Origin of the sequence: Pseudobutyrivibrio sp. C4, assembly GCF_900111635.1 — a bacterium.
GTDB classification, from domain to species: domain Bacteria; phylum Bacillota; class Clostridia; order Lachnospirales; family Lachnospiraceae; genus Pseudobutyrivibrio; species Pseudobutyrivibrio ruminis.
In genome coordinates this window covers 290,635-313,870 of the sequence record NZ_FOHF01000002.1, presented here as the reverse complement: position 1 = coordinate 313,870, position 23,236 = coordinate 290,635, and the positions used below count along the sequence as shown (strand labels likewise).

Genomic DNA, 23,236 nt, shown 5'->3' with positions numbered 1-23,236 from the left:
GGCAGATTACTTATCTTTTTCCAATGTTTTAATTGCTAAATCTTCCGTCATTTGACGAAGTAATTCTTTTTTCTCCCCTTTTGCTTCTTCTATCATTTGTTTTAGAAGTTGTTCTTTTTCTTCTCCAACAGCCAACCTCTCCTTTGTTGGCGCTGACTTTAATATATAACCACCACTACGACCATCAGTGGCTTCGAAAACACAGCCATGATACTTAAGCCTGTCTATATCGTCCTGAATAGTATTCTTGGTTACACCAAAAAACTCACCGACATCTGTAGCGCTGATTGACACGTTTAAGGATTTGAAATAGTCAATCTCTTTTAGAAGTCTTTCTCCCTTTTTCATGGCTTCTTTCCTTTCGATTTCTACGTAAAATATCACATTTAAACGGCATAGTTGTACATGGTCGTTTATTGTGTAAAAAAAAGGCACTCACCTGCAGTGAATGCCTTTAAATCGTGGTATAAAATTGTGTATTCTACATGAATGTCATCGTTGTTGGGTCCTGACCAATAATGGCCTTAACCAATGCCTTTGAAGCACAAAGAACAATTCCACCTACTAGAAGTCCCGCGCCTCTACCAATTGTACCTGGCTGTGCTGTTTCACCTGAGGCTACTGACATAACTACTCTGATAAGTGATACTGCACCAGCAATAATCAAAATAATTCCTACAAAGATTAAGAGGGAAAACAGAAGCTTTAAGAAGTTCTGCATTGATGAATTTCCGTTAATCTCACACATTGCTGGTGAAAGAGTTGTCATGATTGTTGATGTTAAGCAAATAGCAGCTGCTACTGCAGGCTTAATCTTCTGCTCTAAAACTAAGTTCTTTACATTACTAATTACATTTTGAAACATTTCTTTAATTACCTTTCTTCTAAATCATCTTCAATTAAATCCACATCATAGAAAACATCTGGATCAGCAAATGAGTCTATAGGTGTTGCTGTTACTACGTTTTCAATGGTTTCATCTGATGTTTTAACCTTATAGTTATCCCCTATATCAGTACTTTCTGTTTTGGTCTCATCGGAAAACTCTATTGTGTCTGCAAATCCTAAGTCCTGAGGGGTATATGCTATTTCGTTATCTATTCTTGCAAAAGCCTTAAGTTTATTTAATTCCATAGATATGGTTATTCTTGCTGCCTTCTTCTCTTTTTCACTGTCAGAAGTAGCTATAATCATGTTTAACTTATCTATGTTTTCTTTGATAATCCTGGCTTTCTTACGGTTTTCAATAATAAGGTTTCTTCGTCTTGCACTATCTACTACAGCAGGTTTAATGTAGCCATCCTCTCCTACTGCCTTGATTCGAAGACCTTCTATTTCCTCATCCTCATAATTTGATTCAATCTGGTTTATGTATATCTCACCTTGGCTTCCTTCAGCTAGAAACTTATAGTTCTTATGGTTCTCAAGTACAAACTTCTTAGTCCTGAAAGGACGAAGAGCCCTGATAAACAAAAGACATTCATTATTAGACATAGTCTCTACCTGAACTCTGGTCATTAACTCCTTTGCAGAAAGCTGCTTACTTGTAGAATTCTGTCCTCTTGTGAAAAGAAGAGCTGAATTCATAGAAAGTGTTTTTACAGTCTCTTTTCCAAGGTGGCTTGTTATGATCTTTAGGGTTGCCTCATCTGATCCACCTAAAAACAGGAAGGCATCACAGTTTGAAATGATTGAGTTTGCACCCTTTTCGCCATAAACCTCTTCTACCTGAGAGTAGTTTTGGAATATAGGTACTATGGATATCCTGTACTTTCTACAAGTAGCTAGATATATGGATAGATTTGGTATCTTTCCAATATTTCTACACTCATCAATAAAGAATCTCACAGGTACCTTAAGCTGAGGATCATTTAGTCCCTCATCCCTCATTCGCTGTTCACCTTTTGCATAAAGCCTCTTGAAGAGAATGCTATAAAACATGGCAGTCAGCCAGGAATATGTGGTATCCGCCTGCGGAATACAAAGGAATATGGCCATTTTTTCTTCCGATAGACGGTCTAATTCCATCTCATCCTTATAAGTCAGGTTTCTTACCTCTGGAATATCCATCTGGGACAGGTTAACTGAGGTTGAAATCAGGATATTTAATCTTGTCTTCGCTGGGGCCTGTCTGAAAATCTTATACTGCTGGTATGCATAGGAAGCGGGGTTTGCCTCTCCAAGTCTTATAAACAGCTCATCAAAGGCTGTTTCACTGGTGTTATCATCATTTTCTGAACGTCCATCAAGCCTAATAATATCCAGAACGTTAGAGAAGTTTCGGCTTTCTATAGGGCACACTTCCACCGTATAACCAATACAGGCACAAAGAAGTGCTGTAGAAGCCTTTAGCCAGAAATCACCGTCTCCTGATGAACTCTTTTTCTTTTCTCCATCAACATTTTCAAGAAAGCAGTTAACAATGATAGCTATATCCTTGGTATCTCTTATGTAATACAAGGGATTAAACCTTAAGGACTTGGTCATGTCATCAATGTTGAAGCACTTAACCTTATATCCTGCCTTCTTTTCCAAGAAATATCCTGTAGACTGCATAACATCTGAGGAAGGATCCGTAATAACTATGGATGTATTAGCCTGGAGTATGTTTGGCTTTAGGAAATAACGGCTCTTACCCGTTCCTGAAGCACCAAAGACTATTGCATTTGTATTTCTCTGACTCCAGTTACCATTCAGTGACAGATAAATATCATTGGTATAAATCTGTGCATGGTCCTTACAATACTCTATTAGCTTCTTATGCTTGTCTTCTTTTATAGACTCACACACAAGCTTACCTTCATCATTTCTGGTAAAGTTTGCCTTTTTAGGTTCAGATTTTCTAAATTTACGTCTGAGTAGTGCGAACCTCACATATATATGCTGCAGCCATTTGACATTACTTTTCTTTACTGGCCTTATGTCATCTTTTAAACCTTTAGCCTTTATTAAGGCTGGATCACATACAAACTCTTTATTGTACTGATGATAATCCTCTTCAAAGTATGAATCTCCGTGAGCATCTTCAACTGTACCTTTTACTCTCATGTATTCATTAAAGAGAATTGCACACATAACAAAGGCTGCAAGAAGTCCTATTCCTAAGTAAGTAAGATTTGATGGAAACAAGGCATACCACTTGGCATAGCCCCCTCCAGAGAAAGTGATAACTACATTAAATAGGTCTCTTTCTTCTAAAGGCATGTGATAGGCTACGTTTCCAAGACGCAAGCCAAAATATATGCTTGATATGGTTACAACCACACAGTTTGTCAGGAAATTAGATAGTCTTTGTTTTTCTGATATGTGAGGTTTTACGGTTTTCATCGATATACCTCACTCATCTGCTTTTCATTCCAGACCTGAATTACATAGTCTGTTTTCTTTTCAGCATGCATCAGAAGGAAAACCAAAAATGCTATAAAACCAGCTACAAGTACTGCGATAATGATTATAATTCCTAGATATGAAGACTTTTCTATATGTGTTTCCACAGAGGACATATATTGATCTCCTTTGGAGAAAACATCTGACGTATAAAAATATATGATTAAATCCTTATACTTATATATTCCATCTTCTGGAATGGTGTCTGTCACATCTATAATTTTTCCACTGTCAGTGGAAATTGAAAACTTCGCCTTTCCAAGAGTTTCCGAGGATAAGATATCTATCATTAGCTGATAGTCTTCTTTTGAAGCTCCAGCCACAACTACGTTACTTTCAAGAGGATTAAGCTGAGATACATAATTTGTTGCAGGAACATCTGCTGTAAAAGTATCTCCTACCTGCAGCTCATCTGTATCTACTTCAGTCTTAAATCCAATTGTTATTCCATAAGACCCTAGATCAAACTCCTCTGAGGTAGTGTCATCTCCTATAAAAGTTTTTCCTCCATCTAAGGAAAGCTTAAACTTAGCCTCTCCTACTACACCCTTTTCTATGATTTCAACATAAACCTTATAGTCGTTAGTAGCGTTACCATATATTTCAATAGTGCCCTTCGAAGATGTAGCCTTTGTTTCATAATAAAGAACACCTGTAGAATCAATGGTTACCCCTTTTAGGCCTGTAGGTGCGTACTCCAAAACCTTTGGCTTCTCTTCACCTTTGTTTTCTTCTATCTGGGCTTTAATCTCGTCATAGTTTGTGATCTTTACCTTGATGCAAAAAAATGAATTATTCTCTCCATCCAAGGTAAAATCATCCTCACCCTGCACTAAATCAAAGGCATATTTACCAGTGTTATCACCATAAACTCCAGCTGAAACAAAGGAATAGGTCCCATTTTTCACATAGGCTCTATCTGAGTATCCATTCTCCTGGGATACAGAGATGTAATAATGAGTACCCTCTGCATCAGCAATCTCAATATAGGCATTTAAACCGAATCCCTCAGGAATCTGACAAACACCCTCTATCTGGTTAGGTGTCTCATCTGTTTTAGAGGTGTCATAGCTCATTACAGCCTCCACCTCATCACCCTCATCTAATTCCACTGCTGTGGCAGTTAATGGCGTAAAATAAAGCAAAGACACTAGTACTGCCACCCAAAATCCCGTGGCTTTATATATCAATGTCGTTATCAATCTCTTTTGAAACATGTTTCTTTTGCATCTCCTTAAATATCTGATTATCAAGAACCTTTGCTACAAGGGACATCTTTAAATAATCATCCCTTGCTTTTTCATGTTCTTTAGACACGCCCTTTTCGCCTCTTGCCATCATGTCGACGAATTCAGCTCGCTCTTTTTCCTCTTTTTCTATGAGGTGTTCTACTGCAAGGTTTCCTACATCTCCTATGGCTATGGACTCAATCATCTGATCTCTTCCAGGTGAAAGCATTTCCTGTTCAGTAAGCCCTATAGGATTACTTAATTCCCACATGTAATCTGAGACAAATCTCTCATAGCCATCTGATGTATTACGAACTTTTGCAATTTCCACCCCATCTTCAAGAAGCATTGCAGCTTTATTGTCGATTCTCAGGACAATGTTTGGCTTATCTGGCTTAACAATGTAGTAAACATTGTCTGATTTTCCAGAAAGGTCCATGAGATGCTTTCCACTTCTGCCATTTATGTACATTCCAAAAGATAATCTTTTTAATTTATCAAGGCCCTTTAGTTTTTCTCTAAAGAAGTCATCTACAAGTTTCTTATCCTCTTTTTTGAGAGCAATGGAACCATCGTAATGCATGTATATCTGCGGATACTTTTCTGTAAGCTCCTTAAGATAGTTTTGAGGGATGTTTACAAATCCCACTATCTCCTCTCGTTCTATAAGAGACTTCTTCTGCGGGAACTTCATGATATTTGGCTTTTGATTTTCAAAGCGGTAAATCAAGTTTTGAAGGTTGACTGCAAAATAGTCAGCTTCCTTTGCCATACCATTTCTTGAATAGCCTTTTACCAAGTCAAAATCTTCCTCTGCCATAAGCATTGGTTTCTTGTAGGTCATTGCTATTTTTAGAACATCTTTTGGCTTTGCATGTTTCACGACTCTGGCAGCTGGGTCAGATACTACATCAATCATCTCACCGTCAGGCTGCCTTTCTTTGTTAATCACAAGGTTATGAGTTGAGAAACTATCTTTTGTCACGTGGGTGAAATTGCAAGGATCTGCTCCATCAACAATATAAAAACTCTTTGTCTTCATTAGTGAGTTAATCTTGTTATACTGAGCAGAGTACTTATCAATCTCGTTTCTATATGCTCCACCATTCAGATTGAAATCAAAGGAAATGCCTGCAAGCACCCTGGATAAACCTTCTTTATTGTCAGCAAAAATCTGGTATCTGCCTTCATTCTTTGTATCCTTACCAACGCAAAACATAAACTCTTCTTCTCGCATAGCTCTTCTAAAGGCATATATTTCACCAATAGTAAGATTTGATGCTGCAGCAATCTCAGAGTTTTCCATAAGTGCCTTAAAACTATAAATATCCAGCTCCCTTGTATTCTCAGATAGAAAAGATCTATAGCCCTTTACAATATCTTCAACTATGTCTTTGTCTTTATTCCTGAATACAAGTGTCGCTATAGGAGATTCATTCCCTAATATGGTATTCATAGTCACATAAGGGACATGGTTCATCTTAAAGACTGCTTCCAAATCATCGATATGCTCAGAAAAGATTTCTACATGTGATAAGTCGCCACCTTTATCAACCCAGTCATTTAAAGCATCGATACCTCGTTCTTCTTTATAGGCCTTATAATATCTGCCTACATTGGCTTCAATGACCTGGTAAGGTACAGCGAATATTCTTGATAGGATTTCAATAAACCTCTCAAGGTTGTATTCATCTTGAACTGTATTCATAAGTAATTCCTTTCTAGTACAACGAAAGCTCTATGTTAGAAAGGAGTTCACTTACTACCACAACCAATGGCCAATACATAAACTTAACTACTACAAAGCAGCCGACAGCTGCCACTAAGGTACTAATTAGTGCCTTCTTTTTATTTTCAAGAGGCTGTGAAAATGTCCTTACCTTTGTGGCTCCATCTCTGGTAATGCTGTTTGACATGTAGCTATACCCACCAGTAAGAATCATTACTAAATCAAGAATGTATCCAAATCCCAGTAGGCCAAAAGTTAGTGCATACAGGATTCCCTGTAGATAATTTCCTGTATAAAACTTATGGCCTCCAAGCAAGCCAGTAGATAAAGCTATTGTAAAAAAGCTATCTCCATCTGCACTCATGCATGGAAAGTAAGCCTCTCCAATTTCATAAAATGTCTGAAATGGTCCTACCTTTGTAGTAATCCTTCTACGAATATCAATAGAGCCATCTTCGTTGTATCTATATTTTTCTATCATTTATATCTCCAATAAGGGCAAGCCAAGCTTGCCCATTACTTATGCAAAAATATCCAAGATATAGGTTTGCCCTGCCACACCATACTGATATGCCAAAACATTGTTCTCTAAAACAGTAATGTTCTCTTCATCTTTCATGTCCTTTGAAGATGTAAGTAACTCACAAGAAAATAGGATTTCATCACTTTCGTTAAATACAGTCAGGATATATGTATCCTTCTTGAGATTTCTAAAAATGAACTCACCATTTTTATTTGTTCTTGTTCGAAGCTTGTCCTTTCCCACTAAAGTTACGACACAGTTAGAATAGTTAATGCCATCCTTTGAAATAAGCTTTCCTCTTACTTTTCTTCGTCTAAACCATATGATTACAAAGAAGATACCACCGGTAGTTCCTGCAGCTGATACAGTTACGACTACAGCCTTAATGACCTTTTCGACGAAGGATGATTCTTTGGCAGTATCGTCAGCCTTATCATCCGTAAGATCTACTTTTTTAAGCTGACTGTTATCGCTCATAGCCACAATATCTACAGTCTTAAGCTCTAAGTCATCATCAATTAGATTGTCATCAGGCTTTGAATTTGGTAATGAAACAATTAATTCATGACCAGGATTAATTGGAGTCTCCTCTTCTTCGTCAATGACAATATCAATAATTAAGTCACTTGGTTTATTGTCTTCGCTTATTCCTGGCTTTGTTGGTTCCTGACCAGGGTCTGGATTCTCATTGCCTGAAGGATTAACGATGTCTTGAGGTTTATTTTTCTCTATCTTTGGTATGCTCTTAGTCTCTCTGGAAAGTTCTACATGGCAATGCTTGCAATATACGACGCTTTCATATGAACCTTCCTCTTCTTCTGTCGCATTAACTATATTTTCTCTTACTTCGGCATCAGCGATATGTCCTAATGGTTCAAGAGTAATTGTTTCTCTTGATAACTCGTCGCCATCATCAACACAATAAACAACCGACTCATAATGGCCTGGTTCTGTACATGTGGCATCCACTCTGTTTTCTTCAACAGGTGTACCTGGTACATGACTTGTGGCAGCTACCGTAATTGTTTCTCGGCTTAGCTCAGCGCCACATTCTTCACAATAAACAACTGAGTCATAATGGCCGTCCTTTGTATGTGTTGGCTTTACATTGTTTTCAGTTTTACTTGCTGCTGGTGTGTGTGTATGAACTCTCGTTAGAGTCATTCCTCTTATAGGCATTGTTCCAGGAGTGTACTCATCACCATCTGCATCAATCCACTTCTTGCCATAGACTTTAAGAATATCCGCAAGTGGCTCTCCATAAGTTACATGGTCGGAATAAAGAACTTTTCCATCCTCATCCTTGAGCACCAATTTGAATGTAGCAAGTCTAAAGGTGTACGCTTCATACGCCATTTCATTGCCTTCATCAACATTAAAATCCCATTCATTTCTTGATAAAGTTATCTTTTCACCAGTAGAATAGATAACAAAATCTTTAAAGTCCTCATAGTATTCATCCTTTTTTAGCTGTGAAATTGGATTTAATGGTTGATACATTATATTATTTGAAGGGCCTATGCCCCAGTAACTATAGTCATCATCAGTTCCATAGGTTCCATCAGGACCTGGTCTTTTTGAGCATTCACCAGCTATTACTTTTAATTCATCACCATCCATCTTTATGGTGTAAACAAATGCACGCCCTGTTTTATTTAAAGAATCACTTTCATCCAGACACTCTTCTTTTATAATTTCAAAATCTTTTACAAGATATCTATTATGAAATATTACGTTTCCATATTCCGAGTCAAAATATTCAAATGCGTCTGCATCATCGGAAGGCTCCACAAGATTTATGATTGTATAATTCTTTTTGAAATTCTCTAACGTGTTCTTCTCAGCTACAGGATTGTCATCGAAGATATATCTATGTGACACACTATCCTTTTTGAAAACTTTATATTTCTTATAAGCGCTATCGGCTTTTCCATCTTTGTTATCATCTATATACATAAATGAATTACCCAACATCAAATTCGATGTTGTTTGTGCGGATGGAATTTCCGGTATTCCAACTTCTTCTTTAATGACGTCCGTTCTGAACATGTCGATTACCGTAAGATTGTCACAATCCTGAAATATTCTATATGTTGCTCCACTACCAAAATCTTCGACCTTAGATACATCCCACTTGCTTAAATCTAGATATCCAAGATTTTTACAACCCAAAAACATCTTATACATGTTTTGAACCTTTGATACGTCCCAGTTTGATACATCAAGGTTCTTTACTTTTACATTTCCGTAAAAAAGTTCAGTCATGTCTGTACAGCTTGATGTATCCCAATTAGAAACGTCTAATTCTTCAACGCCTAGTAAGAATGAAAGGGAATCTTTCATGGTTGTAACTTTAGAAACATCCCATTTTGATACATCTAAAACTTGCAAGCTCTCACATCTATCAAAAGCATGATCGATATTTGTAACAGAAGAAGTATCCCAATTTGATACATCCAATTCGCTAAGTTTGAAACAATTTAAAAACATTTGATCCATTGTAGTTACTCTAGACGTATCCCAATTAGTAGTTGAAAATCCACCTTCTAGCAAAACGCTATTTGTAAACATCTTACTTACGTCTTTTGCAAGTTTTAAATCAGCTGGCAATTTTATTGTTTTGATTTTTGACTGATGATATGGACTTACTAAAAACATTGCCATCATAGTCTCTGCTGATGAACTATCAATACAACTCAAATCTATCGATTCGAGCTCATAGCATTGATAAAACATCCAATCAAATGCTTTTACTTTCGAAGTGTCTGTAAAAAGTCCGCGTTGTCCATTGAAATTATTTTCTCTATCTAATGTTTTTAATTTCTTGCACCCAGCAAACATTTCATCCATTCTCACAACTTTGGCTGTATCCAATGGTTTAGTTATTTCTAACTTTGTTAAATTTTCACATTGCCAAAACATACGGCCCATATCAATACATTGAGATGTATCAACATTCTCAAAAATTATTTCCTCTAGTGAAAAACAATTTCCAAATAAATCATACGCGTTTAATAGCTTTACATCCTTAAAATGCACTTTCTTAACTGGTGTTATATGACTAAACCATGGAGGCATTGCTGTAGTATCATTTTGATCAGTAAAGCCTAAATTGTTCCCTCCCTCGGTACTAATATAAACAGCATTTTTTACATACTTGTCTCTATATGCCTTTTCTTCTTCAGGACTATCAAATCTTACAAACGAAGGGATTGTTTGTTCTCCAGTAACGACAACCAAATCTGGTTGATTATCATTATCCTCATCAAAATACTCATAACTTAATCCTAGATATGTTCCCTTAGATAATGATTTATATTCTGTAGTACCTACTGTGTATGTTGTAAAATGATCAGTATCAAATATTACGGTTTCTCCATTTTGGTTCGCTGACATATCTGAAACTGTACCATCGTCAGTAATTCTATATACCTCCAGCTCTTCTTCTACATCTAATCCCTTGATCGAAACTGATACTTCCTCATCAAAATCTGTAGGCTGATATTGCTCCTCACCTGACATTAGCTTGATATCAAACGATACTTGTGCAGCAAATGTAATATCCAATTTATCTTCTACAGTCTTTTCAGCTTTGGAATTACCAATCTTTTCTACTAAAAGTTCTGTATCCTCTGGCATATTTCCAGTGATAGTAATTGTATAGCCTGCTACCTCTGAAGATAATTCTTTGTAGACAAGCTCATTACTTACTTCAATCTTTTCATACTGTGCTATTACTTCCTCATCAGAAACTACATTTCTATAATTTCCACTGTATTCAGTGAACTTGTATCCATCATGAATTGGTGCCTCAGGCAATTCCTCAACTGAATCTCCTTCGTTAACTTTGTATGAGGCAAATTCAGAATTATCTATAGAATCAATAAATGATACCTTGAATGTTTCGTTATCATTTTCAGACTCTGCTTCTAACGGATCTGTATTAGCTTCTTCGCTTAAAGTTTGCTCCTCTTCGCCTACTGCAACATCTGCGTCCTCTACTTCGACTTCCTGTGATTCAGTTTCTTTCTCAATTACAGTCTCATTAGATTCAGGATTTAAAATCTCTATCTCTTCAATTTCTTCAGATTCTTCAGCTGCTGGTTCAACTATTTCCACTGGAGGTTCTACTGCTTCTTCTGCATAACTAATAGTCGTTAAAATGTTACAAGCTATAAGTGCGCAAGAAATCAACGATATTAACTTCTGTCTCATTTATCTCTCCTCTCCTGAATCCTCTTGAGCTGCTGACTGAACTATCATTAATATTTGCTCAAGATAGATTTCATACTCTGGACCGTCATAGATCATAAAAGTCTTTGTCGGTGTATCTACTGCGAACATTGATGTGACAGTCTCGTCTGTAGTTATGTACCAGTTCACCGCTTTGCTGAACTTTTCTGCGCCTTCAACATTTTTAATACGCATAAGTCTACTGATAAGCTTTTCAACATCTTCATCTGAAACATCTTCATCTCGATAAATCTTGTAGCCATCCTCATTGTCATACTCTAAAGCATCGCTTACTAATGAATATGAAACCTCTGGCTCATCTTCCGTAGTTGTTTCAGTTGCATATACTACTGTTTCATCAACAACCTGTTTTTCATCTTTCTTGTTTTGATTTGTGATATACACACTAAAAATCAAAAGGTTTACCAGAATAACAACAAAGGAAATCTTTCCAAAACTCTTTTTCATATACCTATCCTTTCATCAAGTCTTCATTCCAATCCTTGTGCTTCGCTACAATACTTCTTAACGTGTTATATCTATCTCTGCAGCTTTGCCCTGCTTTATCGTTATCAACTGCGATTACGCACTTATTTCCATACTTATCTATTAGTCTTTCTATGGTTTTATAATTTGCGACACCGCCGATTGATACATAGAGAGCATTCTCTGCATCCATATTCCTAATAACCGCCAAACTAATTGCATCGATTGCAGATTCACATATATATACTGTTGCAATCTCATTACCTGTCATAAAACTCCAGTATTCGTCTAACTCTTTTCTTCCATTACCGTGAAAGCTCTTTCCAAAAGACAAAGTTCCATGAATTTCGTAATAAGACTGCGTATCATTAACAAAAACACAATTGCAAAATCTTTTATCTCCTTGGGTAATACAGGATTGGTAAATTAGCTCCTTCTTCATTAACCTAGCTATTACGTCTCCTGGTATCCTGCGTGTGATACAAAGGTATGCCATTGTCTCTTTGAATGATTTAGCCTTAATTGGTAGTTCGTAATGTGATACATAGTCGATTTCACTTCTTTTATAACTGGAGGCATCTGCGCCTATTTGTGATTCCATTACGCTTTTAAATGTTTCTCCATAATATGTAGTCAAAAGATCAATCAGATTACCTGAACTACCTTTTCCTTGCATCGCAAAATCTATATATCTGCTGGAACCGCGCTTAAAACAAACTGATTTATTACTTCTTAGTCTTGCCCAGTTACCTTCTTTAACAGCATCTAGATTTTTCAATGCGAAGTCGTACAAGTCGATATTTACGACTTCCTGAATTTGTTCTTGTGTGTACATCTTCACCTCCGCTCTACCCATAAAAGGGACCAAAATCTGAGAAATGGTACACTTAAATAAAAAATTTTTTCCGTACGATATTTGTGCAATTTGCGAATTGCTTATTTTTCGGGCTTTTGCAATAATCAAATTAAATTTAGAAAGGCGATTTTTATGGCTGCAAAAAAAGAAACTTCTACTGGAACTTATGATCCAAATACAGAAGTCGTTAGAAAAAAATATGATTCAGAAAATGTAAATCGAAGAGAATACACTCAGGGTAAAGGTACTTATGATCCAGAATACTACCAGCGCCACAAGGAATATTTCTCTTCTATGCATGAGCGCTATTATAAAGAAACATATAAGCGAGTTCCTTTTGATGTTCCTAGAGACTGGTATAACACTCTTACAGATGTTATTGATTCATTAGATGAGAAAAGCTCAGTAAATGGTTTTATTAAGAATGCTGTAGAATTCTATGTTGCTAATGAGCTAAGCGATAAGCGTTTTGAAGAATACCATATAAAGAAAGCTCTGATTAAAGCTAATGGTCTTGTTTGTTCTAAATGTAATAAAGAAGTCGAAAGTATAGACAAGCTCTCCTTAAACAAGGATGGCACTGCTCTATTATGTTCTGATTGTCTTAAATAGGCTCTTGGTTCACTTTGGGAACCAGGAGCTTTTTTCCATTATTCTAATTAACGTTACGTTATTCCACTTTATTGGAAAATTCCTATTTTTATTTGATCTTTATTTTTTCCATTAATCCCATTAACGCTCCATTAATCACAACTAATGGAAAATTTTGCGCCTTGGTGTACCATTTCTCAGATTTTGGTCCCTTTTATATATGGCTATCCCGACTAAAAATGAGGTCCGTTTGTTTTTTGCAAGCATAGGAAAATGTCCCATTTTTCCATTAAAACTTCGTTTTAATAACATGTTGGGCAAGCCCAAACCCTTGATATTGTAGATATCAAAGGCTACGCACTACTAATTATTGTAGAAAGGTAAACTAAAACATGAGTAATTACAATTTATACATAACACTATCTCAAAAAGAAAAACTACTTCTACAATCTGAAGCTAAGAAAAGGGATATGAGTTTAACTGGTTTTGTAAAATCATTATTGCCTTTGAAAGAATCAGATGTTGCCACTCCTGCTCTTTATATTCCAGCTGATAAAATTGATTATAAAATCGGATCTAGAAAGAAATGTGTAAAAGCGTATTTTACTGATACTGAGATGAAAGCAATTGAATACATGGCTGGCAAAGAACCATTATCGCGATTCGTTGCAAGGAGAGCTCTACAAGGGGAGAATGTATTGGATATAAAAATAGAGGACGACGATTACTACTTCGTTTACTCGGTGATAGAACCTATTTATACCTCTATTTATATGTATTTACATAATCTAAAGGGTATAAAGGAAATTGACCCAGTTACCATAGAAAACTTTATATGTGAACTTGAGAAGTCAAATACGTTTCTTGTTAATCTAACTGAGTATTTCAAAAATAATAGACGTAGTCTTAGAAAAACAAGACTTAGGGAATTACGCAAGCTATCAAATTTTCTAATCAAGGATTATGAACTTTATACTGTGGAGGACCAGTAATGACAGCAATTTGTAAAACAATTGCTGTTCATGGCGAGCATTTATCAAGTCTTTTAGATTATGGAGCAGATATTGAAAAGACTTCTCTCCTTGGTAATGATGCGCTTTCCAATCTTTTTGATTATGCAAAAAATGAAAGTAAAACTTCTTTTGTTGATTCGCTTAATGATGAAAAGTCTATATTAGTAACTGGAGTAAAATGTTCTCCTGAAACAGCAAATAAAGAGTTTAAAGATACCCGTGATCTTTATCCCGATTCAAAACGCGGACTTGGAAATAAACAATCTCGTGTTATTGCTATTCATCTAATCCAATCTTTTAAAGAAACCAATATATCTCCAATTATTGCACATAAGATTGGAATAGAACTACTTGAAAGAAATGGCTACATGGGTGTTGTGGATACCCATATGAATAAAACTCATATACATAATCATATAATTATTAACTCCTATATTCCTGGAGGAGACAAAAAAATCATCCTTGAGAAGAAATTCTTGATGAACATTAGAAAGTTCTCTGATGACTTACAAAAAGAGTATGGTATCCCGATTGATTTTGAGTCTCCAACAAAGCAATTAGAAAAATCAAAAGATTCCCTCCAATATGGAGAATGGGCAGCACAACGTAAAAACAAATCATGGAAAGCTGATTTGTATGAATCCATGCTTATATGCTCTGCTTCTTCCTCTAGCAAAGAGGAATACATAAAGCTCTTAAAGCGATTTGGATATACCTTAGCTAAACAACAACGCAATGGTGATTTAGTATGGTTTAACTTGGATAAAACCAAAAAAATAAAGGAATCAACCTTGTATAGAGAATTTACTGATTCAACTTTAAGGCAGTTTAATCATTCTTCTATTCATTTTGATTATCTTGAGACACGATATTCCTGGGATGGACGAGAATTTAGTAATATAGAGAATACTCTTAGAGAGACCTATAACATTATCTGCGCAGTTGCAAACTATATATCTAATTCTCATTCAATAGCACAACTTAAATCTTATAATTTGGAATATAAGAAGTCCGAACTAACATGGGCCTCAAACATTAAAGGCTTATATTCTGTAGATACGATTAAAGAATTAGATGAAAAACTTAATTCTGTTGGAACTTCAATATCCATTATAAAGAAACAAATTAAGGATTTAGAATCCATCAAAGACTATTACCACACAATCGCAGAATACTCTTCTTCTGCTAAACTATTAAAACAGTCTTTCATAAATCAAGGTGGTCAATCGAATTTACTCAATGAATTGTACTTACCGTATATAAGTGCTTTAGAGGCTTCTGAAAATAATGCAACTATAGCTCCATTAACCTCAACTCAAAAACGCGACCTACATATTCTAATAGCGGCACATCCTGATTATAGGATTGTTAATGCTCAGATAGGCTATAAGAACCTTTCTACTGTAGACTACTTTAATATTGTAAAATATTTCAAATATGGTGGTGAGCTACCAGGCATCCTGTGCAACAGAAATTCATTTAACCATGAAATGGCTTATAAAAATCAATATGATTTTTTATCTAAGAAATTTCCTTTTGCAGCTAACCCTAGACAAATAGGTGATTGTAAGAAGCTACTTGTTGATGCAGGGTATGATATTACAAAGATTAATCTTAAATCACTTACATTAGCAGATGTAATCAATATTCAAAACTGCTTAGGTCCAGCTCCAACATTGGAAGATACTAAAGACATTACTTTCCCTAGTGTCAATGATATAAATAGATGTGTTGATATCTGCAAACAAAAAGGTATTGTCCCACCTATGCATCCAAAAGATATGTCCTCTAAACAATGTAATATCTTTTATAGTTGGACATGCTCACAAGGTAAGGATCCTAGAATTATTGAGTTGCAATCTAAACATATTAATGATGATAAAGCTTTTTCAAATTCCATTTTGAATCTAAACCCTGAATTACAAACTGCTATCAGATCATATAGGAATGCTGTTATTAAACTTCATAAAATTGGTCTATCGGCAGATGATGTTGATGTCTATATCAATCAATTTGAAAATATTGATGAACATTTAAATTCTTTAAAGCTTAATCAAACAACTCTAAATAAACAATATAAAGATCTAATTCATCTGAAACAGGTTTTATATTTCTCTCATGATTTAAATTATGTTTATGGTTCTCCTAAACTTAGGGATGAATATTTTGAGCTGAAAAAGAAAGATATATCTTTTGAAAATAATCAGATGCAAAATAATCAATCTAATCTTTCAAAGAAAAAAGATAAAGAATTGGATATCGACATTTAAATTTTTGAGGCCAGACTCTATATCTCCTGGCCTTTATTTTTTATGCCAAAACTAGTAAAATATTATCATAAATTTAAAATATTTCTTTCAAAACTATTCTAAATTGCTTTTGAAACATTAGAATTCTATAAACAGGTTGCGTAAAGTTATTTTAACGGCCTGTAAGCTTCATAATTGCCCCTATAAAGCTTTCTATATGTTTATTTGAACATCTATAGGGTTTTGAGCTTAAATGGCTTAAAACGCGTTTTTCATAAAATATTTATGTTTTTTATATAATTTATGAATATTTTATAACTTGTCTTTATTATATTTCTTTTACAATTCCTCTTTATTTTGTTATTTATATGTATTATATTATTTGCATTGATTATATTAGTTGTATTTATTTTTATGTTTATATTATCTATCATATATTTAATATTTATATTTATATTATTTTATTTATTGTTTATATAGTATGTATTTACTTTATTAAATATATATTATTGATTATTCTTCTTATTTATATTATTATTATAGTAAATATTTTTATGATGTTTTACGTAATTATGATTATTTACATATAAAATATGTTTTATCATTTCTATATATAAATGATTATTTATATTAATTACATAAGTAGGAAAGGTAATATAAAAAAGAATATCTATATAATAATGATAATTTATAAAATAATTCTTTCTTATATAAATAGGATAGTTTATAATAATTGTAGAAACGGAGAATAAAAATGAAAGTAATTTGTATGACAACCTCAAAAGGTGGAGCTGCAAAAACAACAAACACTGTTGAGACAGCTGCTGCTCTAAAGATACTTGGAAAGAAAGTATTAGTAATTGATATCGACCAAACAACTGGATTAACAAAATACGTTGGAGCTTACTACGAACCAGAAGAACGTGAAAGCCTTGGAATAAAGACAATCTACGATGTTTTAACAGGTGATTGTTCAGTTGATGAAGCTATTTTAGACGTAGAATGCTTTGATTTAATTTCAGGCGATGAAAGACTTGCTAATCCTCAAATAACATTCAACAAAGAAGATGACCAATATTTATTAAAAGACATCTGTGAAATGCTTGAAGAAAACGGATATGACTACATTTTCATCGACCATGGCCCTCAAAAGGACCTCCTTCAGAAAATGTCATATATAGCATCAGACTATTTCTTTATCACAACATTAATGGCAGAAAATGACAGACAGCAAGCAAAAAACGCTGTAGCAGAAATTTCTCAATTACAAAAATCTAGAAATAAGTTAGTTACTGGTGACGTTTATGGATTCATCGTAAGCCGTGTAAAGAAAGTTTCACTTTCTGATTTAGCCATCAGCGATATGGAAGATGAGGCCGCTATTTACAAGGAAAACAGGTCAGTTGAACCACGAGTCTTCACAATACCTGATGCAATAGCAATCGCAGAAGCTCAAACTTTTAAAGTTCCAAATACAATGGCACACAAGAGCTCAAATGTATCCAGAGCATATTATGATCTGGCTGATTATATATTAGAGATTAACTAAGGAGGAATAATACGTGAGTAAAGCAGATTTATTAAAAAGAGCACAAAATTCAACAAGAACTTTACCAAAAAGAGAAGCCTTGCCTCCTACTAAAACAGTGTTGAGTGATGAATCAACTATGTTAGAAAAGCCTGAAACTAAAGCGGAAAAGCCAGCTCCAGTAGTTAAAACAGAAAAAAAGGAAACTTCAACAAAATCAGAATCCACAAAAAAAGAGGCAACAAAGAAGAAAACATCAAGCGATACAAAAACAGAAAAGAAAGTTAGTAAAAACGAAGGCACAATAAATATAACTGTAAAGTACTTTGAAGCACTTGATCAAGAATTCTTTAATGCACAGGCTACACTTAAAGGAAAAGCTAAATGGCAGTATTTGGATATGCTGGTAGAGAAAGATCAGAAAGAAAAGATAGACAGAACAGATGACCTTCACAAAGAAATAAAGTTCATGGAATCATCAAAACCTGGTAATCTTCCAGTAACAGAAGAAACTAAGCAAAATCTTATCAGACAAGCTGCAATGCATTCATTTAGTGGAGTAGCTCCTTATGTTGCTTACCTAGTTAGAAAAGAACGATTAACAACTCCAGGATGGAATTAAAATCAAGGGATCTAGTTTAAATTTAGACTAGGTCCTTTTTTTTGTGCTCTGTCGGAAAGAGTATATAACAGTATAAAATACTGTATAGATTGTATAGCAAGACATGAAGAAAGCCTAATTTTATAAGGATTGCGAGGATTTTTGAAAGACAAAATAACGAGTGTAGTACGACAAATTGACGTTTTCTTAAGACAACCCTACGTAAAGAAAAGACAGATAAACGAGATGGTGCGACAGATTGACGAGTGAATACGACAGAAAAACGTTTTGTCTAATTTAAATACATAAAACAACGTAAAATCAACGTTTTTGAGGGTATGATATTTAAAAACGACAGATTAACGAGTCGAAAGACAAGACGTTGATTTGTCTAGATTATCATAAAAGGCGTATAAAAACCGACAAATTGACGAGTATAATAAAATCATTAAAAATAAAGGCTTTTCTAAATGTTTAATGGACGAAAAATCAGGGTTCCTAGTTAAACAACCGCTTGTTAAGACAAAAATATTAATTGTCTATTTTTGACAAATTGACGAGTTTAATAAATGAATATATAGCATCTTGCAAGATATATATCGTTTATGTATAATCATTTAGACAAGACATTTATTTGTCGTGTCTAAAATTGGAGGGAGCGATAATACTAATGGCATATGTAAGACAAGATGAAAACGGAATATATCGAGATGTGAACCCTAAAACTAATAGGTTTTACGATGAAGATGAATATCCAATCGGCTCAAAATTAGGACAGGTAGATCATCAATATACTCATACAAACAAGGGACGATTAATCGATAGAGATGATGTTAGCCCTGATGTAATCGATAGTGAAACTGGATTAGCTGTAACATCTGAAGATGAGAATAAGATAAAGACTTTTATTAAAGAAGCAATTTCTATAGATAATCTTGTAGAAACTTTTGATGAAAATTCGCATGAAACATTATTAAAACTTCTTGCATTACAGGATAATAAGCATCCGTTAAAAAAAGGTGGAGTTGGTATTGCTTACAGAACCGACGCGCTTATTATGCATTGTAAAATGGAGTTTTCGGCTGAAGAAAATGTAGTATTTGATGCAATATTGGGTACTATTAGTACATTCCCAGAGAATAAGACATATAGAATTGAACCAAGTAGTTTCATAAAGTTTTCAAAATATAAAGTAGAAAACACACTATATGACGTTTTTAGAAAAGGAACAGCAAAGCTGACTGAGAGACATTTAGTGTTTGATGAACTAGGACCAGATGGTCAGGATGATATTGTTGTTCCATGGTTTGACATTCTTCGCTACCATAAGAAGGGTAAAAATAATGATGTAGCATATATTGAGTTTAAACCTTCTGACTTTTTCAAGGATTTAGCTCTTTGCTCTGGAATAATACATGGAGCATTTGGCTCAATGGAAGTAACTACACAGCTTCAGGGTAAATATACAATAGCTCTTTATTGGTATCTTGAAAATATGAAAAATTACAAGGAGTATCCAACAGCGACACCTGGCGTGTTTGAGATATCAATTGAAGAACTAAAGCATCAATTCTCGATGCCACAGTCTTATACTAAGACAGACATTGAGAGACGCGCTTTAATTCCAGCAAAAGCAAGTATTAACTCTATTGAACTATGCGATTTTACTTTTGATTATGAGGCAAAAAAAGAATCTGGAAAATACGTAGGATTTATATTTAGAATAACAAATAAGTCTTACATCGAAAGCACTGCAGTTGAGATGCTTGACGATAACCAGGCACGGGGAGAAGATAGTAGTGTCATAGAGCTTCGAATGCTTCTTGCAATATCAAAACTTGAATTTAGTGAAGAAGAAATTCAGCGAATAGCAGCATGTGCTAAGAAATTTAATAAGGATTCAGCTTATATGATGCAGGTTGTCTCAGTTTTTAAGCAGCGCATAGAAAACAAATCGCTTGACCCTGTAGATGACAAGATTGGTTACATATGCAGAATGATAGAGAAGGGTGCAACCGCTAAGATTTCATCAAACGATAAAAAGAAAAAGAATAATTTCAATAACTTCTCTCAACGTGATTATGACATGGATGAGTTAGAAAAAAAATTAATAGGTCATTAAAACAATGATTTTACAAGGCTTCAGCATTTTGCTGGAGCTTTTTTTTATGCAAGTGTACCATTTCTCCAATTTTGGTCCCTTTTATATGTGGAGGCGCAGAGAGAAAGTGAGGTAACAAATGTTAAACGAGTTTAGATTTTTAGGTCGCCTTGCTGGTGATCCAGTGATAGCAGAAAAGTATACAAGATTTCCTCTGGCTGTAAAGCAGGATAAAAGAGGTGATGTTGAAGTAGAAACAGATTTTTTTAATATGACATGCTTTGGAAATACAAAGAAGGTTGTTGATGAGTACCTTTCAGAAGGTAAGGGAAAGCTTGTCCTAGTATCAGGCGGAGTTAGAAATAACACCTATGAAAAGGACGGAGAAAAGAAATACGAGATTTCATTTATTGTAGATAGAATAGATTTTTGCGAAAAAGCTTAATTTATTGGCGCCTCCAATTTATTAGGTGAAAAGATGAAACAAAAAAAAGTAGATATAAGCATGATTCCATATGAAAAATGCTACGAGGACAGTGGAATAATTAGTAGCTCAGAAGGAACATATAGCAAGTCTTACAGAATAGAGAATGAAAAGAAGACAGATTCTAATGTTGATCTGGAGCTTATATATTTAGCGTTTTCTCAGTTATTTGTGGAATTAAAAAATACAACATCTCAATTCGTTATTAGAAATGCAGCAATAGAAAAAAATGAATATCTAAAAAGGATTCAGCTTGAAAAGAATCAAGATCAAATAATAAATGAAGTGATTTCAAAGTATAACAACGTATTGGCAAAAAATATAGACGTTGGACATAACAATTATAAGACTGATGTAATTCTGACAGTAAAGGTTTATGCGGATAATAGTGATACTGCAAATCAAGTATTTGAAGAATTATTTCCAAAATTATTGTCAAAAGTAGAGTGTTTACCTGGGTTTAAAGTCTATGAGATGAATTTGCTTGAGCGATTAGAGCTTATGTATGAAATCTATAATCCAGGAATAGAGAGAAGTTTTGATAAATCACTGATTAAGAAAAGCTCTACGAAAGAAATGATTGCATCATCAAAGTATGAAAAGAAAAGACGTGATTTACTTGGATTAGAGAAATACTACGTAAGGATGTTTTTCATTAACAATATACCAGGTGAAAATACGGATACTATCCTGCATGACTTATTGTCTGTAAGCAATAACAGCATATTATCGGTTGGCTACCAGCCTTTAGATTCAATGATTGGATATAGTGGAGCCAAAAGAGCTATCAAAAATAATACTGATGTATTAGAAATTCCAGTTAGAAGAACTATTGAAGATAGAAAGCTTAAGAGAGTATCAAAGGTAGAAACTATCAGGGATGAATGTGAAAATGATAGTTTTACCAGAAGCGCTATAGAGATATTAAGGGACAGTGCATCAAAGGAAGAGCCGGTTATTCAGGCTTCATTCATCCTAGGTTTATATGCAGAGTCGATTGAGGAACTTGAAAGAGATACAAAAATGTTAAAGTTATCTGCCTCAAAGTATTCATGTCAGATTAAAACCTGTGATTATATGCAAGATAAGGCTTTCCAGTCAGTTCTGCCATTAGCGGAAACGAAAATTGATGTATCCAGAGTCTTTAATATATCTCGAATGAGCAAGATTCTTCCTGTTAACATAAACAGTACTAGGACTAACAAGCCAATGTTAGAAGGATTAAATGCAATCAACGATAATATGATATTCATTGATAGAAATAAGTATCAGATAGGCTTAATTACAGGTGGCTCTGAGCAGGTTAAGACATATGCATTAAAAAGAGACGTGGTAAATTCTTTGATGTCGTCGGATGCATCTGTAGTAATTGTGACAACAAAGGCTGAAAAATATAAACGATTCACTGAAATATTCGACTGCAAATTGTTTAGAGGTGTTTCGCCAGATTTGTTTTCTAAAGATGAAGACTATGGATTGGATACTGATGTTAAGAAAGCGAGGGCTATATTCTTAGAAGCTTTTGTTACTGCAAAGGATGGTTTCTATAATCGCAGACTCATGAAAGAAGAACTTAAGGAGTATTACGAGAAAGTAGAAACAGATGTTGGCCTGATTAATGAATTACATGACTTCAATATGGCTTTAGATTATTTAGACCTAAATCCAAAGAGATGTGAGCTATTTAGGCGAGCAATAGGTGGATATATTGTAGATTCAACTATTCCAAATTTGGATGACTCGCGAGTCAACATCATTGAAACGGCTGACTTTGCTGAATATTTGACAACAATCGATTATTTGTGGAGTCAATCAATAAAATTGAAGAAAAACTGCAAGAATGTATGCGTTTATCTCGATGGCGTGGATGAATTCTTGAAATCAGAAACTACATCAGATTATTTGATATCTATATTAGATCGTTGTAGACGCCTGAAAGTACCTGTAACAATGGTCTTAGAGGATCCTGTGAAGATTGTTACCGATGATGATGCGGTAATTGAATTGGAATATTTCCTTAAGAGAATCCAACTGCACAAAATTTTATCATTGGGACCAATAGAAAGAAAGTACTTTATTGAAAAATTAAACATACCAAAAATTCTTGTTCCATACATAACAGATAGGGAGCCAAAGGAAGGCATTATAGTAAGTCCATCATTAAATATAGCCTTCAATGATCATTTTGAAAATAATGATGATCCTTTCTTTAGCATATTTAGTTAG

General features: G+C 34.5%; 17 protein-coding genes. 8 read left to right on the top strand and 9 right to left on the bottom strand.

From position 1 onward, the window contains the following. Positions 1-6: 6 nt before the first annotated feature. From BMY66_RS05335 to BMY66_RS05295, 9 genes are all read right to left on the bottom strand, one after another. Entirely contained in the window at positions 7-348 is a 342-nt protein-coding gene (locus BMY66_RS05335) for an HTH domain-containing protein (RefSeq protein WP_090394423.1), read from the bottom strand. Between the two features lie 133 nt (positions 349-481). Beyond that, the gene (locus BMY66_RS05330; protein ID WP_090394422.1) at positions 482-865 is read right to left on the bottom strand and encodes a hypothetical protein; all 384 of its coding nucleotides are present in this window, start codon (positions 863-865) and stop codon (positions 482-484) included. A gap of 8 nt (positions 866-873) precedes the next feature. Beyond that, positions 874-3,327, bottom strand: a complete 2,454-nt coding sequence (locus BMY66_RS05325; RefSeq protein ID WP_090394421.1) for a VirD4-like conjugal transfer protein, CD1115 family — start codon at positions 3,325-3,327, stop codon at positions 874-876. Beyond that, a complete protein-coding gene (locus tag BMY66_RS05320) occupies positions 3,324-4,550 on the bottom strand; it encodes a hypothetical protein (RefSeq protein ID WP_143064508.1) in 1,227 nt (408 codons plus the stop codon). Before BMY66_RS05320 ends, BMY66_RS05325 begins: the two co-directional genes overlap by 4 nt. 16 nt (positions 4,551-4,566) lie before the next feature. After that, on the bottom strand, positions 4,567-6,324 hold the full coding sequence (locus BMY66_RS05315; RefSeq protein ID WP_090394419.1) for a hypothetical protein: 1,758 nt from the start codon (positions 6,322-6,324) through the stop codon (positions 4,567-4,569). Between the two features lie 13 nt (positions 6,325-6,337). Continuing rightward, complete coding sequence (locus tag BMY66_RS05310) at positions 6,338-6,826, bottom strand: TM2 domain-containing protein (RefSeq protein WP_090394418.1); 489 nt, start codon at positions 6,824-6,826, stop codon at positions 6,338-6,340. Between the two features lie 39 nt (positions 6,827-6,865). Continuing rightward, positions 6,866-11,083: a BspA family leucine-rich repeat surface protein gene (locus BMY66_RS05305; RefSeq protein ID WP_090394417.1), complete on the bottom strand. Its 4,218-nt coding sequence runs from the start codon at positions 11,081-11,083 to the stop codon at positions 6,866-6,868. After that, the gene (locus tag BMY66_RS05300; RefSeq protein WP_090394416.1) at positions 11,084-11,569 is read right to left on the bottom strand and encodes a hypothetical protein; all 486 of its coding nucleotides are present in this window, start codon (positions 11,567-11,569) and stop codon (positions 11,084-11,086) included. A gap of 4 nt (positions 11,570-11,573) precedes the next feature. Continuing rightward, positions 11,574-12,422: a toprim domain-containing protein gene (locus tag BMY66_RS05295; protein WP_177175587.1), complete on the bottom strand. Its 849-nt coding sequence runs from the start codon at positions 12,420-12,422 to the stop codon at positions 11,574-11,576. Positions 12,423-12,575: 153 nt separating this feature from the next. Between BMY66_RS05295 and BMY66_RS05290 the strand changes: the two genes are divergently transcribed. The 8 genes from BMY66_RS05290 (at position 12,576) to BMY66_RS05255 (ending at position 23,236) form a co-directional block, all read left to right on the top strand. Further along, positions 12,576-13,055 carry a hypothetical protein gene (locus BMY66_RS05290; protein ID WP_090394414.1) on the top strand — a complete coding sequence of 160 codons (480 nt, stop codon included), beginning with the start codon at positions 12,576-12,578 and terminating at the stop codon, positions 13,053-13,055. 371 nt (positions 13,056-13,426) lie between these two features. Continuing rightward, complete coding sequence (locus tag BMY66_RS05285; protein ID WP_090394413.1) at positions 13,427-14,026, top strand: hypothetical protein; 600 nt, start codon at positions 13,427-13,429, stop codon at positions 14,024-14,026. After that, complete coding sequence (locus tag BMY66_RS05280; protein ID WP_090394412.1) at positions 14,026-16,317, top strand: relaxase/mobilization nuclease domain-containing protein; 2,292 nt, start codon at positions 14,026-14,028, stop codon at positions 16,315-16,317. The genes BMY66_RS05285 and BMY66_RS05280 overlap by 1 nt, the downstream gene beginning before the upstream one ends. A 733-nt stretch (positions 16,318-17,050) precedes the next feature. Continuing rightward, the gene (locus tag BMY66_RS05275) at positions 17,051-17,845 is read left to right on the top strand and encodes a ParA family protein (protein WP_090394411.1); all 795 of its coding nucleotides are present in this window, start codon (positions 17,051-17,053) and stop codon (positions 17,843-17,845) included. A gap of 13 nt (positions 17,846-17,858) precedes the next feature. Continuing rightward, on the top strand, positions 17,859-18,446 hold the full coding sequence (locus tag BMY66_RS05270) for a hypothetical protein (protein ID WP_090394410.1): 588 nt from the start codon (positions 17,859-17,861) through the stop codon (positions 18,444-18,446). 649 nt (positions 18,447-19,095) lie between these two features. After that, the gene (locus BMY66_RS05265; protein WP_090394409.1) at positions 19,096-20,547 is read left to right on the top strand and encodes a replication initiation protein; all 1,452 of its coding nucleotides are present in this window, start codon (positions 19,096-19,098) and stop codon (positions 20,545-20,547) included. A 118-nt stretch (positions 20,548-20,665) separates the two neighbouring features. After that, positions 20,666-20,971 carry a single-stranded DNA-binding protein gene (locus BMY66_RS05260; protein ID WP_090394408.1) on the top strand — a complete coding sequence of 102 codons (306 nt, stop codon included), beginning with the start codon at positions 20,666-20,668 and terminating at the stop codon, positions 20,969-20,971. A gap of 33 nt (positions 20,972-21,004) precedes the next feature. Further along, entirely contained in the window at positions 21,005-23,236 is a 2,232-nt protein-coding gene (locus BMY66_RS05255) for a hypothetical protein (protein WP_090394407.1), read from the top strand.